The organism is Mycolicibacterium cosmeticum (assembly GCF_000613185.1).
Classification (GTDB): Bacteria; Actinomycetota; Actinomycetes; order Mycobacteriales; family Mycobacteriaceae; genus Mycobacterium; species Mycobacterium cosmeticum.
In genome coordinates this window covers 574,446-589,612 of sequence record NZ_CCBB010000001.1, presented here as the reverse complement: position 1 = coordinate 589,612, position 15,167 = coordinate 574,446, and the positions used below count along the sequence as shown (strand labels likewise).

Sequence of the window (15,167 nt, the reverse complement as noted above, 5' to 3'; positions counted from 1 at the left end):
GAGCAGACCGAACGGTGGACACAGGTGTCGAGTCCACCCTGCAACGCCGCCATGCATCTGTACAGCCGGGGTTTCCGAACCTTAGTATCGATTTTCCAGATGCGAGAGGTTTGCGATGTCCGACTACACCTTGCGCCAGCTCGAGTACTTCGTCGCCGTGGCCGAGGCCGGTAGCGTCACGCGCGCCGCGGCATCGGTACACCTGTCCCAGTCGGCGATGTCGGCCGCCCTGGCCGACCTCGAAAACGCGCTGTCGGTACAGCTTCTCGTGCGCCACCACGCGCGCGGCATCAGCCTGACGCCGGCGGGCAAGGAACTGCTGGTCGCCAGCCGCCAGCTCCTGGCGTCGGCGGCCGACCTACGCGCCGTGGCGCAGGGTCTGGGCACCTCACTCAGTGGCACCCTGTCCATCGGGTGCTTCCAAGTCGTCGCCCCGTATCTGCTGCCCGAGCTGCTCGCCGCGGTGGCCGAGAAGCTGCCGCGGCTGCATCTGCACACCACCGAAGTCGATCTCGCCGATCTCGCCGAGGGCGTCGCCAACGGCACCTTCGAACTCGGCATCGGATATGACCTGGTGGACGATCCGCGGTTGAAACGCTGGCCGTTGTTCACCCTGCCGCCCTACGTACTGCTGTCCGGGGAGCATCGCCTGGCGACCAGGGACAGCATCGATCTCGCCGAACTGGCCGACGAACCCATGGTGCTGCTGGACCTGCCGCACAGCCGCGACTACTTCCAGAGCGTGTTCGCCGCCGCCGGTGTCACACCGAACATCCGGTTCCGCTCCACCACGGTGGAGACGTGCCGGGCGCTGGTCGGCCGCGGCCTGGCCTACTGCGTGCTCAACCTGCGCGCGGCGGTGCCGACGGCCCTCGACGGTCATCCCGTCGCCGCGGTCCCGATCAGCGGTGACCCGCCCAGCCTCACCGTCATCCTGCTGGACGCCGTCGCCGCCCGGCCCACCCGGCGCGCCGGCGTCGTCGCCGAGTTGTGCCGCACCTTGTTCGCCAATCCGCCGGGAGTCTGACGCCTCCGACGTGCGAGAATCGTTTTCTCCGATGCCATACATCGGATCTATGCGCTGTACAGATGCAGTCGCCGGGCTGAACCATGGAAGACGCGTGCAAGGTAGTCGATTCCGTGGAGGTCAAGTTGTCGAGCCAAGAGGTCGAGGTTCTCGTCGTCGGGGCGGGTCAGGCGGGGATCGCGATGAGCGAACACCTCGGGGCTCATGGCGTGCCACACCTGGTCGTCGAACGCGACCGCATCGCCGAACGTTGGCGGTCGTGGCGCTGGGATTCGTTGGTGGCCAACGGCCCCGCCTGGCATGACCGCTTCCCGGGGCTCGAGTTCGACGTCCCGCCGGACGCGTTCGCGGGCAAGGAACAGGTCGCCGACTACCTGGTCGCCTACGCCGACAAGATCGACGCACCGATCCGTACCGGCGTGCAGGTGCACTCGGTCCGAAAAGTGGACGGGCGTCCCGGTTTTGATGTCGACACCTCCGACGGCAGCATCCACGCCCAATTCGTGGTGGCCGCCACCGGCGCCTTCCAGAAACCGGTCATCCCACCCGTCGTGCCCGAAACCGCCGGCGTGCACCAGATCCACTCCAGCGGCTACCACAACCCGCAGCAGCTGCCCGACGGTGCGGTCCTGGTGATCGGGGCCGGGTCGTCCGGGGTGCAGATCGCCGACGAGCTCCGGCAGTCCGGCCGCCAGGTCTACCTCGCGGTCGGCCCGCACGACCGGCCGCCCCGCCGGTACCGCGGTCGCGACTTCTGTTGGTGGCTCGGCGTTCTGGGCAAATGGGACATGTCCGCCCCGCCGCGCGGCGCCGAGCACGTGACCATCGCCGTCAGCGGCGCGCACGGCGGACACACCGTCGACTTCCGCGACCTCGCCGCCACCGGCATCACCCTGCTGGGTATGGCGGGCCCGTACCGCGACGGCGTGATGACCTTCGCCGCGGACCTGCGCGAGAACATCGAACGCGGTGACGCCAACTATCTCTCGATGCTCGACGAGGCGGACGCCTATATCGCCCGCAACGGGCTCGACCTGCCCGAGGAACCCGAAGCCAGGATTTTCGGCCCGGACCCGGAGTGCATGACCGACCCGATCGGTTCCCTGGACCTCGCGGCCGCCGGGATCACGTCCATCGTCTGGGCCGTCGGGTTCGCCTTCGACTACGGCTGGCTGCACGTCGACGCCTTCGACGAGCACGGCCGGCCACGCCACCAGCGCGGGGTGTCCACCGAACCCGGCATCTACTTCCTGGGTCTGCCATGGCAGTCACGGCGCGGATCGAGCTTCATCTGGGGTGTCTGGCACGACGCCAAATACCTCGCCGACCAGATCATGATCCAGCGCAGCTATTTGGCCTACCAGGCGCCGGCACTCGCCGATCGCTGACGGCCCAACGTGATCGAGAAAGGACTCCCGTCGATGACCGAGGCCACCCCGGCCGGGGCGACCCACCGCAGAATCCGGCCGTTCAACACCAAGGACACCTACCCGGAGCAGAACCTGGACAACGACCTGTGCCAAGCCGTGGTCGCGGGTGGAGTGGTCTATCTGCGGGGGCAGATCGGACAAGATCTGGACACCCGCGAGTCCGTGGGCATCGGCGATGTCGAGGCGCAGACCGAGAAGGCGATGGCCAATATCGCCATGCTGCTCGACGAGGCCGGCAGCAGCCTCGCCGACATCGTGAAGGTCACCGTTTATCTGGTCGACATCCGGTACCGGGAGACGGTGTACCGCGTGATGGGCCGCTGGCTCAAGGGCGTCTATCCGGTGTCGACCGGACTTGTCGTCGACGCGCTGGCCCGGCCCGAATGGCTGGTGGAGATCGACGCCACCGCCGTGCTCAGCCAGGACCGGTCATGACCTTCTCACTGGTGGTCCGCGACGGATCGGCATTCGGCATGGTGGTGTGTTCCTCCAGCCCCGCCGTCGCGTCGCGCTGCGTGCACCTGCGCGCCGGCGTGGGTGCGGTGGCGAGTCAGAACGTCACCAACCCGCGACTGGGCACCGCGGCGCTGGACGCTTTGGCGGGTGGGGCGGATGCCCGCGCGGCGCTGGACGCGACCATCGCGGCCGAGCCGCACGCCGACTACCGCCAACTCGTCGTCGTCGACGGCGCCGGCCGCACCGCAATCCACACCGGCGCCAAGGCACTGGGCATCCGGCACGAGGTCGCAACCGACAACGCCGCCGCCGCAGGCAACATGCTGGCCGATGCGGCCGTCGTCACCGCGCTCATCGAGCGGTACCAGACCTCGACCGCCCCCAGCACCGAAGGGCGCCTGCTCGACGGGTTGGCGGCCGCGCTGGCCGCCGGTGGTGAGGCCGGGCCGGTGCACTCGGCCGGCCTTCAGGTGGTCGACGACGTGCCGTGGCCGGTAACGGATTTGCGCGTCGACTGGCACGATGACCCGATCGGCGAACTGCACCGGTTGTGGGCCGTGTGGGAACCGCAGAAAGCCGACTACCGCACCCGCGGCCTGGATCCCACGGCCGCGCCGTCCTACGGAGTGCCGGGCGATTTATGACCACCGCCTTGGAGGATGCCGTCGGCTCCGCGGGCGAGCGGACACACGACCGGATGCTGGCGCTGTCCCATGACCTGCACGCCCATCCCGAAATCGCCTGGGAGGAGGTGCGTTCCTGCGCTCGGGTGGCCGGCGAACTGGCCGACGCCGGCTTCGATGTGCAGCCCCGCTTCACCGGCTTGGACACCGCCTTCCTGGCCCGCCGCGGCAGCGGGCCGCTGCACCTGGCCCTGTGCGCGGAATACGACGCGCTGCCCGGCCTGGGGCATGCCTGCGGGCACAACATCATCGCCGCCATCTCGACCGGTGCCGCGCTGGCGCTGGCGCCGTACGTCGACGACCTCGGCATCACCTTGTCGGTGCTGGGCACCCCGGCCGAGGAAGGCGGTGGCGGCAAGATCGAGATGCTCGATCGCGGCGGTTTCGCCGGAATCCACGCCGCGGCGATGGTGCATCCGGGCCCGGTGGATGTCGCGCGCGCCGAACCGTACGCCGTGTCGCACAGCCATATCCGCTACGACGGCAAATCCGCACACGCCGCGGCCTACCCGGACCGGGGCATCAACGCCGCCGACGCGTTCACCCTTGCCCAGGTCGCCATCGGGTTGCTGCGCCAACAGTTGCCGAACGACGTGCGGGTGCACGGCGTCATGACCAACGGGGGAGAAGCGCCCAACGCCATTCCGCAACGCACCGAGGGCCGCTGGTATGTCCGGGCCGGATCACTGGCCGAACTGGCGGACCTCGAGCGGCGCGTCATCCGGTGCTTCGAGGCCGGTGCCCTGGCCACCGGTTGTGAGCTGACCGTGACCCCGGAGAGCAAGCCGTATGCGGAGTTCCGCACCGATGAGGCGCTGCTGGACCGCTATGCGCGCCGTGCCGAGCAACTCGGCCGGCGGTTCAGCTCGGGCTCGGACTCGCTGATGAACCGGGCGTCGACCGATATGGGCAATGTCTCCCAACATATCTCGGCCATCCACCCGTACATCGGCATCGACTCGCTGCCGGCGGTCAACCATCAGCCCGAGTTCGCGGCCGCCGCGATCACCCCGGCCGCCGACCGTGCCGTCATCGACGGTGCCCGCGCGCTGGCGCTCACCCTGCTCGACGCGGCGTCGGATGAGGGGATCCGGCAACGGTTGCTCGCCGCGGCCGACGGAGGCCGACCGTGACGACCGGTGATCTGCGTGTCGAGCATGACCTGCTCGGCGACTATGACGTCCCCGACGCCGCCTATTACGGCGTGCACACCGCCCGCGCGCTGGAGAACTTTCCCATCACCGGAACGCCGATCTCGCGGTATCCGGAGCTCATCGTCGCGCTGGCATGCGTGAAACTGGCTGCCGCCCGGGCCAATCACCGGCTCGGGTTGCTCGGCGCCGAGGCGGCCGACGCCATCGTCGCCGCATGTGCCGAGATCAAATCCGGCAAGCTGCACGACCAGTTCGTCGTCGACGTCATCCAGGGCGGGGCAGGCACGTCGACCAACATGAACGCCAACGAGGTGATCGCCAACCGGGCGCTGGAACTGCTGGGCCACCGGCGCGGTGACTACCGGCACCTGCACCCGCTGGAGCATGTCAATCTCGGTCAGAGCACCAACGACGTGTACCCGACCGCACTCAAGGTCGCCCTCCAATTCGCCGTGCACCGGCTACAACTGGCGATGGCCGAGCTGGTGTCGGCGTTCGCCGACAAGGCCGTCGAATTCGGCGGCCACCTCAAGATGGGCCGCACCCAGCTGCAGGACGCGGTGCCGATGACGCTGGGCCAGGAGTTCGGCAGCTACGCCGTCATGGTCGGCGAGGATGGTGACCGGCTGGGCGAGGCCGTCCGGCTGATCTCGGAGATCAATCTCGGCGGCACCGCGATCGGCACCGGCCTCAACGCGCACCCCGGCTACGCCGAGGCGGTGTGCGAAGAACTATGTGCCATCACCGAACTACCGCTGGTGACGGCATCGAATCTGGTCGAGGCCACGCAGGATGTCGGTTCCTTCGTCCAGCTGTCGGGTGTGCTGAAGCGCACCGCGGTCAAACTGTCCAAGATCTGCAACGACTTACGGCTGCTGTCGTCGGGCCCGAGGGCCGGGCTCGGCGAGATCAACCTGCCGCCGGTACAGGCCGGCTCGAGCATCATGCCGGGCAAGGTCAACCCGGTGATACCGGAGGTGGTCAATCAGGTCGCGTTCGAGGTGATCGGCAACGACATCGCGGTCAGCATGGCCGCGGAGGGGGGCCAGTTGCAGCTCAACGCCTTCGAACCGATCATCGCGCACAGCCTGTTCGAATCGCTGGCCCATCTGACCGCCGCGTGTGACACCCTGCGGAGCCGGTGCGTGGTGGGCATCACGGCCAATGCCGCCCGGATGCGCGCCACGGTCGACCATTCCATCGGACTGGTCACGGCGCTCAACCCGTATATCGGGTACGAGGCGGCGACCCGGCTGGCGGCCGACGCCTTGAACTCCGACTCCGATATCGCGTCGCTGGTGCTGGACCGCGGGTTGCTCACGGCGTCGCAACTGGAGACCATCCTGGAGCCGGCCAACCTGACCCGGCCCTGGCAGGTGGCGGGTTCGGGCTAGCTCCCGTACAGGTGCAGGGCGCGGCCCGCCAACGTCGCGACGTCCCCGCTGAGCCGCACGATCGGCGGGCCACCGCGTTGGTGGATGACGTTGGCGAGTACCGCGACATAGGTGTCCGACCCCGGGTCGATCCACAGTGACACCCCGGTGAAACCGGTGTGCCCGAAACTGCCGATGGGGAAGACCAGGCCCCGTGGCTTGGACAGTTCGGTGTCGATATCCCACCCGAACCCGCGCAGATCCTGTCCCGCGATGGCAGGGTAGTTCGGCGCGAGCAGGGGATCGGTTCGCTCGGGCGACTTTTCGAGAGCTTGCCGCTCGGCGGCGCGGGCCGCGTCGAGTTGGCCGGGGGAACGGCCGGGCTGTTGCGGCGAGGTCATCAGTTCCAGTGTGGCCCGGCTGAGCGGGAAGGTGCTCGGCCGGCCGGCCAGCCGGTCGAGCAGGGCCTGGGCGTACGTACCGATGTCGGCGGCCGTCGAGAACACGCCGGCACTGCCGGCCACACCGCCCATGCGCCGTGCCGTCGGGTCGTGCACGGTCCCGCGCAGCAGGTGATCGAAGTCGGGGTTGAGGCCGGGGGTGTCGTCGTCGTGCGCGGTGGGAGCGACGCGGGCCAGCAGGTCGGTGCGCCACGCGCCGGGCGGGCACGGGCCCGCGGGATTCGCCGCCGCGTCGAAAACGATTGCCGTTCCCCGGATCCGATGCGGGCCGCAGGCTTTGGCCGCCGGGAGGTAGCGGGTGTCGGCCAACCCCAACGGCGCGAACACGTGGTCCTGGACATAGGTGTCCAGCGGTTCGCCGGTGAGCTTCTCCACGAGCGCACCGATGATCAGGAAGTTGATGTCGGAATAGTGGAATCCTTCACCGGGGCCGAACTCCAACGGTGCCGTCAGGGCCCGGCGAAGACCCTCGGCCTGGTCCGGGCCCGTCAACCCCCACGGACCCTGCCGGCTGAGATCACCGCCCGTGCCCGAGGTGTGGGTGAGCAGCATGCGCAGCGTCACCCGCGCGCGGCGGGGATCGTTGTCGGCGTTGAACGCCGGCAGATACGCCTGCACCGGATCGTCGATGCGCACCAAGCCCTTTTCGTAGAGCTGAAGCAGCGCAATGGTGGTCGACAGCGGTTTCGTCAGTGAGGCCAGGTCGAAGATCGTGTCCGCGGTCATCGGTTCGCCGGGCGCCGGGGTGCCGTCGAGTCCGGGTTCGTCGGGCAGCCTGCGCCAGCCGAAGGCTTGCCGGAAGACGACCGTGCCGGCGTGCCCGATCTGCAGTACCGCACCCGGCATCCGGTGTGCGGTGACCGCGTCGTTGACCACCCGGATGACGGGTGCGAACGGGCCGGCGGGTACCACGGTCGGCGCCGCGGGAGCCGGGACCGGCGGATCCGGCCGTTGCCGGGGCTGGCCGCACGAGGCGACCGTGACTGCGAGCGCGATGGTGGCGCAGAGGCGGGCGGCGCGGCCGGTCACTGTCTGCGCAGTCCGTCCAGGATCAGGCCGAGCATGGGTTGGGACCGGTCCGTGGGCCCGGATGCGGCCCGCCACAGGGCGCCGGTCAGTTGCAGGTAGTCGCCGGGGTCGGCGTCCGGGCGGATCGAACCGTCGCTCTTGCCGGCCTCCAGTAGCGTCGTGATGGCGCTGATGACCGGACCGTAGGACTGCTCGGCCATCGATCGATGCGCGCCGGCGCTCAGGGCATCGCCGAGCCCGTGTTTGCGCCGCATCGCTTCGACGAGGTCAATGGTCCAGTGCCGCAACGCTTCCAATGGGGTGAACCGGTCCAGCAGGGCGGGCACCGAATCGACGAGGCGTTCCACCTCGGCCTGGTAGACGGCCAGCACGAGCACTTCGCGGGTGGCGAAATTACGGTACAGCGTGCCGGGGCCGACACCGGCCCGCTGGGCGATCTGGTTCATCGAGACATCCCCGTTCTCGGCGAAGGCCGCGCTGGCGGCCTGCATGATCCGCTCCCGGTTTTCGCGCGCATCAGACCGCACCATCGACACCACCCCTTGCCATCCGGAGAACTCTCCACTACGTTATGTGGAGATCTCTCCGGAAAACTGTAGAGGAGCATCATGCGCTACATCAAGCTCGGCACCACGGGACTGGACGTGTCACCCATCGCGATCGGGGCGATGACCTACGGCGAACCCGATCGTGGGCACCCCGTCTGGTCGCTCGACGAGGCCGCCAGCCGGCCGCTCATCAAGCACGCCCTCGAGGCCGGCATCAACTTCTTCGACACCGCCAACATGTACTCCTACGGCTCCAGCGAGGAGATCCTGGGCCGCGCGCTCAAGGACTTCGCCGACCGCGACGACATCGTCATCGCCACCAAGCTCCGGCACCCCATGCGGCCGGGGCCAAACGGAAAAGGGTTGTCGCGCAAGGCGATCATGACCGAGGTCGAGCACAGCCTGCGTCGGCTGGGCACCGACTACATCGACCTGTACCAAATCCACCGCAACGACCACGACACGCCGCTGGAGGAAACCCTGGAGGCGCTGCACGATCTCGTCAAGGCCGGCAAGGTGCGCTACCTCGGCGCGTCCTCGATGCCGGCCTGGGAGTTCGCCAAGGCCCTGCACACCCAGGCACGCCACGGGTGGGCCCGGTTCGTGACCATGCAGCACCACTACAACCTGCTTGCGCGGGAGGAGGAGCGGGAGATGATCCCGCTGTGCCGCGACGAGGGCGTCGGCACGATCATCTGGAGCCCGTTGGCGCGCGGCAGACTGGCCCGCGATTGGGCGGGCGCGAAGTCGACCGCGCGCGCCGAGACCGACGGGGTGTTCGCCGATCTGCTCTACACCCCCGTGGAGGAGGCGGCGAATCGCGCGATCGTCGACGCCGTCGGTGCGATCGCGGCCGACCGGGGCATCAGTCGGGCGCAGGTCGCGCTGGCCTGGCTGCGCAGCAATCCCGTCGTCACCGCACCGCTGGTCGGGGCCAACACCACCGCGCAGATCGATGACGCGGTCGCCTCGCTGGACGTCGAGCTGACCGGCGCCGAGATCCATGCCCTGCAGCAGCCCTACACGCCGCGCTACGACTTCCAAGGCGTCTCAGACGAATCCGCGGCACAGAAGATCAGGGAGCTGGTGCCCGGGTACGCCAACACCTGATACCGGCGACGCTCCACCTAGTCTTCAGATATGTCATCAGCCGAGACCGCCGAATTGGTGACGTCCTACGCCGGACCCTTCAACGCGGCGATCCTGCGCGGGCACGCGGTCACGTCACCGCTGGGTCTGTGGTTGCTGCTGGCGCTGGCGGGACCGGCCTCCTCGGGCGCCGCCCGCAGCGAAGTGGAGGCCGTTCTGGGCACTTCGGTCGAGGATGCTGCGGCACGCGCCGCCGAACTGCTCGGCGAACCACATCCCGCGGTGACGGCGCTGGCGGCGGTCTGGGACCGCAACCTGGGTCAGGCGTTCGACGCCTGGGCGCGCACCCTGCCCGACGTCGTTGCGCGCGGCCCGATACCCAGCCAGGCTGAGGCCAACGAGTGGGCGCAGACGCATTCGCGCGGCCTGATCGACGAATTCCCGCTTCGCATAGAACGTTTGACCAGAATGCTGCTGGCGTCAGCGCTCGCCACCGATATCTCATGGCGAACGCCGCTGGACACCACCGAAGAGCTGGGCGGCGAATTCGGCGCGCTCATCAGCCGCGGCTTGACGATCCGGCACGGTACGCAGGCGGTCGTGGAAACCGATGCGGCGGGTCTGGTCGCCGTCGCCGCCCCGCACACCAGGTCGGCGCTGGAAGTACTCAGCGTCATCGCGGCCCCCGCCGTGGCGCCGGCGGACGTGCACGCCGCCGCTCATCAGGTGGCGGCGCTGCTACGCGGCGACGACCGGGCGGCACGCCGGATACCCGACGAAGACCTCGTCGCCGGTCACGCCTGGACGGTGACCGAACACCGCGAACCGCGCACCGGCGGTCCGTCGGTGCAGACCGAATGGCGAAGCCACGTGCCCGCGTGGTCGGCGAGCAGCACCCACGACCTCAAGGACGCCCCGGGTGTGGCGCCGATCGTCAGCACGCTGACCGGTTTTCTCGCCGAAGGCGACCTGCCCGCGACGTTCGGTGCGGCGCAGACCGCCGTCGCCTCCTACACGATCTCGGGATTCAAGGCCGCCGCGGTGACGGCCATCGGCCTGGTGGCCGCCGGGATGCCGACGTCGCACGAGGTGCTGGTGAAGCGAATCGAGATGCGGTTCAACCGTCCGTACGCAGTGCTGGCCTGCGCCGCGCGCGACGAGGGGCCACCCGCTTGGCGTGGGGTGCCGGTGTTCAGCGCATGGGTGGAGCGACCCGAGGAGACGGCGGCGACGGCCGTCGGAGCGCCGCGACCCGTTCCCGTCCGGACGAGCTGACCGGGTCAGCCGAAAACACCGCAGATTTGCAGAATCAGCAGAACGGCCGCCGCGACGGCCAGCAGCACGAAAACCGCGAGCGGAATCATCGACGTGATCGCGGTGACCGACACCCGCGACGGGGGAGCCGGGTGCGGGTTGTTCGACTGGGTTTCCTGACCCGCATCCGGCGGGGTGTCGCCAGGGTCCGTGCCGCCGCCGGGCAACAGGCCTGGTGTCGACGACGGTTCGGGGTCGGGCGGCAGGCCCGCCTTCGGTTGTCTGTCGGTGGCCATGGGGCCCGGTTACCCGCGTGCCGGCCCGCCAAACGGCGGGCCCCGAACTCGCACTGCAGCGGCCCCGACGCGCTGGCATGATCGCCGGATGTATCACGTCCTGCCGGCCACCCCGACCACGGTGCACTGGGGGTATTTCGACCCCGCGCTGGATCCGGTGCTCACGGTCGACTCGGGTGATCTGGTGGCCGTGGAGGCGCTCACCCACCACGCCGGTGACGCCCCGGACCTGTTGATGGACAACCAAATCCGCGCCGTCTTCGAGCAGGTCACCGATCGTGGGCCCGGCCCGCACCTGTTGACCGGCCCGATCGCGGTCACCGGGGCCCGCCCGGGTGACGTGCTGCAGGTCGACATCCTGGAGGCCACCCCGCGCCTGGCCTACGGCTCGAATCTTGCCGCGCACTGGGGTTATCTCTACGACCTCACCGCCGCCGAGCGCGTCACGATCTACGAACTGGATGCCGCCGCGCTCCGCGGACGGGCGCTGTTCGGCTACGACTGGACCACCACGCCGCTGGCCGACCAACCGGGGACCGTCGTCGAACCGGGAAGTGTCCCGCGGCAACCCGCGCTGCCCGGTGTCACCGTCCCGCTGCGCCCACACTTCGGCACCATGGGAGTGGCGCCGGCCGCCGCCGGGCGGGTGTCCTCGGTGCCGCCCGGCGATCACGGCGGAAACATCGACAATTGGCGGATCGGCGCGGGCGGCCGGATGTATTACCCCGTCCACACCGCCGGTGCCCTACTGTCGATCGGTGACCCACATGTGTCCCAAGGCGACGGCGAGATCAGCGGTACGGCGCTGGAGGCGTCGTTGAACGGGCTGCTGCGCCTGACCCTGCGCCGCGATCTGCCGTTCGCGGTCCCGGTGCTGGAGACGGCGACCGAACTGTTGATCCACGGTTTCGGCGACAACCTGGACGGCGCGATGCGGGCCGCGGCGGTCCGCGCCCTGGACATCCTGCAGCGGCTCTACGGGCTGTCCCGCGCCGACGCCTACTCGTTCATGTCGGTGGCGGTGGACTTCACCGTCACCCAGGTCGTCGATCAGCGTCAGGGTGTGCACGCCCGGATCGACAAGCGCTGCTTTCCCGGCGAATGGGGGACCGCGGCGTGAGCGCGGCGGGCGGCATCCGGCCCTTCACCTTCACCCCGGCCGACGGGGTGCCGCCGTCGGTGGCCCCGTTCGTGCATGCCACCGCCGCCGGCGAGACGCTGCACGTGACCGGGCAGATGCCCACCGATACCAGTGGATCGGTGGTGAGCCAGGACATCGCGGCCCAGACCGATCAGGTGCTGACCAATCTGCTGCGGGTCACCGAGCTGTGCGGCGGCGGGCTGGCCGACGTGGTCTCGGTGCGCGCCTATCTCACCGACTGGTCCGAGTACGACGCCTTCAACACCGCGTATGCCGCGTGGTTTCCCGACCGGCTGCCCTCGAGGACCTGCGTCGGCGTGACGGGCTTGGCGGTGGGCGCCCGCGTCGAGATCGACTGGGTGTGTTGGCGAAGCGGCGGCTGGGGCTCGCCCTAGTATTCGGGGCATGGCACTGGACTCCGCCGCGGTAGGCCGCTGGTTCGACGACTACCTGGAGGTTTTCGCCGCGGCCGTGCGCGGGGAGCGGGAGATGTCGGAGCTGCTGCGCCGGTACGCGGTGCCCCTGCTGATCACCACCGACGACGGGGTGGTGACCCTGACCTCGGCCGACGAGGTGGCCTCGGTGATCCAGGGGCAGGTCGACGGTCTGCGCGCGCAGCGGTACCACCACACCTCGCTGCTCAACGCCGAAGTGACGCTGCTCAACGCGTCCTCCGCGCTGTATCGCGGGGCCTTCGTGCGGCATGACGTCACGGGTGCCGAACTGGGCCGCGTGGCGGTGACCTATCTGGTAGCAGACGGTTCCGACGAAGTGCAGATCGCGGTACTCGCCTCGCACGGCGACTGACGCCGTTATCCACAGTGCCGGATTCATCCACAGGTGCGGCGCCTGCGGTGCCGTGACACCGAAAACTGTTGGCGGCGTTGCCTACCGTCGGCACATGGACACCGAATCACCGGCGCAGCGGCTGACCCGGCGCATCGGCGCGGCGCCCGACGTTGACCCGGCCTCCGCGCCCGAAGAAGAGGCCGACACCTCGCTGTCGCGGTGGCTGCCCGACCACCCGCCCGGCTCGGGCGACTGGATCGCCGCGCTGCGGGCCGACCCCGGCCGGGCCGGGGTCATCGCCCTGGTCGCGGTCGGCGTGCTGGCGGTGCTGGTCACGGTGTTCACCCTGCTGCGCGACCGCACGCCGCCCGTCGCCTCGGCGAATCTACCGGCGGTCCAGATGGTTTCCTCGACAAGCCCGACACCGTCGGCAACCGAGGGGCCGGTGGTGGTCAGCGTGGTCGGCCTGGTGCACAAGCCGGGATTGGTCACCCTGACCGCCGGCGCCCGGATCGCCGATGCCCTTGAGGCCGCCGGCGGCCCACTGGACGGAGCCGATCTGGTCGGATTGAACATGGCCCGCCGGATCGCCGACGGCGAACAGATCATCGTCGGCATCACCGGCCCGCCGGGCGCGCCGTCGCCGATGGGCAGTTCCGTCAGCTCGAATACCGTTGCGGCACCGGCCCAGCCGGATACCGCGCCGGCCGGGACGGCCGTCGACCTCAACACCGCGACCGCCGAGGACCTCGACGCGCTGCCGGGCGTGGGGCCGGTGACCGCCGCGGCCATCATCGCGTGGCGGGAGGCCAACGGCCGCTTCGGCAGTGTCGACCAACTGGGTGAGGTCGACGGTATCGGGCCGGCGCGCCTGGAGAAGCTGCGCAACCTGGTCCATGTGTGAGCGCCGAACGGTCACCGCTGGACCTGCGGCTGGTACCGGCCGCCCTGACCAGCTGGGCGGTCACCGCTGCCGGGATCGTCTGGCCGGTCGGAGGGGGAGCGGCGGCCGCCGCGGCGATCGTGCTGGCGCTCCTGCTGCGCCGATTCACTCGCCGGATGGCCGCACGCGAACCGGGGCGACCGCTCTTCGGGGCCGACGGAGTGGTGGCCGTGGCGATGGTCGCGGCGGCTTTCGCCCTGTCGATCGGTCTGCGGTCCCACGACGTCCGCCACCACCCGATCACCGCTCGCACCGGGACGACGGTGACGGTCACCGTGACACCCGCGGAGACGCCGCGCGTGCTGGCCGGCGGTCGGCTGCTGTTCCGGGCCGCGCTGCGGGAGCTGGCCGGCGCCCCGGCCGACGGCGCGGTGACGGTCTTCGCGCCCGCCTGGCGCGGCGGCGAGGCGACCGCGGGCCGCCCCACCACCTTCCGGGCCCGGGTGGGTCGGCCCACTCGCTCGGATCTGACTGTCGCGGTGCTCACCGCAGTGGGTGAGCCGACCGTTGGCCGTACACCCACCGTGCCGCGGCTGGCCGGTCACATCCGGTCGGCGTTCGCCGCGACCGCGCGGCTGGTGTTGCCTGTCGACCAGGCGGCGATGCTGCCCGCGCTCGTGCTGGGGGACACCTCGATGGTGCCCGCGTCGGTCGCCTCCGATTTCCGCACGGCCGGGCTGACCCATCTCACCGCGGTATCGGGCGCCAACGTGACGATCGTGTGCGGGACCGCCCTGCTCAGCGCGGCGTTGATCGGCCCGAGGTTGGCCGCGGCGCTGGCGTTCGTGGTGCTCGTCGCGTTCGTCATCGTCGTGGAGCCCTCGGCCAGCGTGCTGCGCGCGGCGGTGATGGGCGGTATCGGCTTGCTGGCCATGGTGTCGCATCGGCGCAGGCAGGCCATCCCGGTGTTGGCGTGCAGCGTCATCGCACTGATGGTCGGCGCGCCGCAACTCGCCGTCGACGTCGGGTTCGCGCTCTCGGTGGTGGCCACCGCCGCGCTGGTGTTGATCGCTCCGGTGTGGTCGCAGCGACTCACCGACCGGGGCTGGCCCCGGCCGCTGGCCGCGGCGGTCAGTGTGGCGGTGGCGGCCCAGTTGGTGACCGCCCCCTTGGTCGCCGGCATCACCGGCCGGTTCAGCGTGCTGTCGGTGCTGGCCAACCTGGCGGTCGCCGCCGTCATCCCGCCGATCACCGTCATCGGGACCGCCGCGGCGGTGCTGGCGGCCTGGTGGCCGACGGGTGCCGGGCTGCTCATCCGGTTCACCGGGCCCGAACTGTGGTGGCTGCTGCAGGTGGCCCATCGGGTCGCCGCGGTGCCGGGCGCCACCGTGCCGGTGCCCTCCGGACCGCTCGGCGTGGTGGTGGTCGCCGCCGCGGGGCTCGGCCTGGTGCTGGGCTGGCGCGTGCGCTGGGTGCGGCTGCTGGTGGCCCTCGGTGGGGTCGGACTGTTGGCATGGACCGTTTCCGGTGTTGTCGGGTCGGCGTGAAACGATC

16 protein-coding genes are annotated in these 15,167 nt (G+C 70.0%); 13 read left to right on the top strand and 3 right to left on the bottom strand.

Annotated elements, in window-relative coordinates; all coding sequences use genetic code 11:
* The first annotated feature begins 115 nt into the window (after positions 1-115).
* The 6 genes from BN977_RS02855 (at position 116) to BN977_RS02830 (ending at position 6,144) form a co-directional block, all read left to right on the top strand.
* A complete protein-coding gene (locus BN977_RS02855) occupies positions 116-1,027 on the top strand; it encodes a LysR family transcriptional regulator (protein ID WP_024453453.1) in 912 nt (303 codons plus the stop codon).
* 125 nt (positions 1,028-1,152) lie between these two features.
* Complete coding sequence (locus BN977_RS02850) at positions 1,153-2,415, top strand: flavin-containing monooxygenase (protein ID WP_024453452.1); 1,263 nt, start codon at positions 1,153-1,155, stop codon at positions 2,413-2,415.
* A gap of 33 nt (positions 2,416-2,448) precedes the next feature.
* Positions 2,449-2,892 carry a RidA family protein gene (locus BN977_RS02845; RefSeq protein ID WP_024453451.1) on the top strand — a complete coding sequence of 148 codons (444 nt, stop codon included), beginning with the start codon at positions 2,449-2,451 and terminating at the stop codon, positions 2,890-2,892.
* Positions 2,889-3,557, top strand: a complete 669-nt coding sequence (locus BN977_RS02840) for a DUF1028 domain-containing protein (RefSeq protein WP_024453450.1) — start codon at positions 2,889-2,891, stop codon at positions 3,555-3,557. Before BN977_RS02845 ends, BN977_RS02840 begins: the two co-directional genes overlap by 4 nt.
* Complete coding sequence (locus tag BN977_RS02835) at positions 3,554-4,729, top strand: M20 family metallopeptidase (protein WP_036396250.1); 1,176 nt, start codon at positions 3,554-3,556, stop codon at positions 4,727-4,729. Before BN977_RS02840 ends, BN977_RS02835 begins: the two co-directional genes overlap by 4 nt.
* Positions 4,726-6,144 (top strand): aspartate ammonia-lyase, encoded by a 1,419-nt coding sequence (locus tag BN977_RS02830; protein ID WP_024453448.1) that lies wholly within the window; start codon positions 4,726-4,728, stop codon positions 6,142-6,144. The genes BN977_RS02835 and BN977_RS02830 overlap by 4 nt, the downstream gene beginning before the upstream one ends.
* Here the strand turns inward: BN977_RS02830 and BN977_RS02825 are convergent.
* Together BN977_RS02825 and BN977_RS02820 are read right to left on the bottom strand one after the other, a co-directional pair.
* Entirely contained in the window at positions 6,141-7,613 is a 1,473-nt protein-coding gene (locus BN977_RS02825) for a serine hydrolase domain-containing protein (RefSeq protein WP_084172380.1), read from the bottom strand. The genes BN977_RS02830 and BN977_RS02825 overlap by 4 nt on opposite strands.
* Positions 7,610-8,143 carry a TetR/AcrR family transcriptional regulator gene (locus BN977_RS02820; protein WP_036398300.1) on the bottom strand — a complete coding sequence of 178 codons (534 nt, stop codon included), beginning with the start codon at positions 8,141-8,143 and terminating at the stop codon, positions 7,610-7,612. Before BN977_RS02820 ends, BN977_RS02825 begins: the two co-directional genes overlap by 4 nt.
* A 78-nt stretch (positions 8,144-8,221) precedes the next feature.
* On the opposite strand from BN977_RS02820, the gene BN977_RS02815 reads away from it, so the two are divergent.
* Complete coding sequence (locus tag BN977_RS02815; RefSeq protein ID WP_036396248.1) at positions 8,222-9,271, top strand: aldo/keto reductase; 1,050 nt, start codon at positions 8,222-8,224, stop codon at positions 9,269-9,271.
* Positions 9,272-9,301: 30 nt separating this feature from the next.
* On the top strand, positions 9,302-10,525 hold the full coding sequence (locus BN977_RS02810) for a serpin family protein (protein WP_051560981.1): 1,224 nt from the start codon (positions 9,302-9,304) through the stop codon (positions 10,523-10,525).
* 5 nt (positions 10,526-10,530) lie between these two features.
* Here BN977_RS02810 and BN977_RS02805 read toward each other — a convergent pair whose 3' ends face one another.
* Complete coding sequence (locus BN977_RS02805; RefSeq protein WP_036396247.1) at positions 10,531-10,800, bottom strand: DUF6480 family protein; 270 nt, start codon at positions 10,798-10,800, stop codon at positions 10,531-10,533.
* An 88-nt stretch (positions 10,801-10,888) separates the two neighbouring features.
* On the opposite strand from BN977_RS02805, the gene BN977_RS02800 reads away from it, so the two are divergent.
* The 5 genes from BN977_RS02800 (at position 10,889) to BN977_RS02780 (ending at position 15,160) form a co-directional block, all read left to right on the top strand.
* Positions 10,889-11,920, top strand: a complete 1,032-nt coding sequence (locus tag BN977_RS02800) for an acetamidase/formamidase family protein (protein WP_036396245.1) — start codon at positions 10,889-10,891, stop codon at positions 11,918-11,920.
* The gene (locus BN977_RS02795) at positions 11,917-12,336 is read left to right on the top strand and encodes a RidA family protein (protein WP_234709489.1); all 420 of its coding nucleotides are present in this window, start codon (positions 11,917-11,919) and stop codon (positions 12,334-12,336) included. Before BN977_RS02800 ends, BN977_RS02795 begins: the two co-directional genes overlap by 4 nt.
* A gap of 10 nt (positions 12,337-12,346) precedes the next feature.
* A complete protein-coding gene (locus tag BN977_RS02790; protein ID WP_036396242.1) occupies positions 12,347-12,748 on the top strand; it encodes a DUF6841 family protein in 402 nt (133 codons plus the stop codon).
* 94 nt (positions 12,749-12,842) lie between these two features.
* Positions 12,843-13,634, top strand: a complete 792-nt coding sequence (locus tag BN977_RS02785; RefSeq protein ID WP_036396240.1) for a ComEA family DNA-binding protein — start codon at positions 12,843-12,845, stop codon at positions 13,632-13,634.
* Entirely contained in the window at positions 13,631-15,160 is a 1,530-nt protein-coding gene (locus tag BN977_RS02780; RefSeq protein WP_036396238.1) for a ComEC/Rec2 family competence protein, read from the top strand. The genes BN977_RS02785 and BN977_RS02780 overlap by 4 nt, the downstream gene beginning before the upstream one ends.
* Positions 15,161-15,167 lie beyond the last annotated feature (7 nt).

Coding starts and splice junctions, on each gene's coding strand:
- BN977_RS02800 (WP_036396245.1), top strand. CDS start 10,889: ATGTATCACGTCCTGCCGGCCACCCCGACCACGGTGCACTGGGGGTAT.
- BN977_RS02785 (WP_036396240.1), top strand. CDS start 12,843: ATGGACACCGAATCACCGGCGCAGCGGCTGACCCGGCGCATCGGCGCG.
- BN977_RS02835 (WP_036396250.1), top strand. CDS start 3,554: ATGACCACCGCCTTGGAGGATGCCGTCGGCTCCGCGGGCGAGCGGACA.
- BN977_RS02805 (WP_036396247.1), bottom strand. CDS start 10,800: ATGGCCACCGACAGACAACCGAAGGCGGGCCTGCCGCCCGACCCCGAA.
- BN977_RS02845 (WP_024453451.1), top strand. CDS start 2,449: ATGACCGAGGCCACCCCGGCCGGGGCGACCCACCGCAGAATCCGGCCG.
- BN977_RS02855 (WP_024453453.1), top strand. CDS start 116: ATGTCCGACTACACCTTGCGCCAGCTCGAGTACTTCGTCGCCGTGGCC.
- BN977_RS02820 (WP_036398300.1), bottom strand. CDS start 8,143: ATGGTGCGGTCTGATGCGCGCGAAAACCGGGAGCGGATCATGCAGGCC.
- BN977_RS02815 (WP_036396248.1), top strand. CDS start 8,222: ATGCGCTACATCAAGCTCGGCACCACGGGACTGGACGTGTCACCCATC.
- BN977_RS02810 (WP_051560981.1), top strand. CDS start 9,302: ATGTCATCAGCCGAGACCGCCGAATTGGTGACGTCCTACGCCGGACCC.
- BN977_RS02790 (WP_036396242.1), top strand. CDS start 12,347: ATGGCACTGGACTCCGCCGCGGTAGGCCGCTGGTTCGACGACTACCTG.
- BN977_RS02840 (WP_024453450.1), top strand. CDS start 2,889: ATGACCTTCTCACTGGTGGTCCGCGACGGATCGGCATTCGGCATGGTG.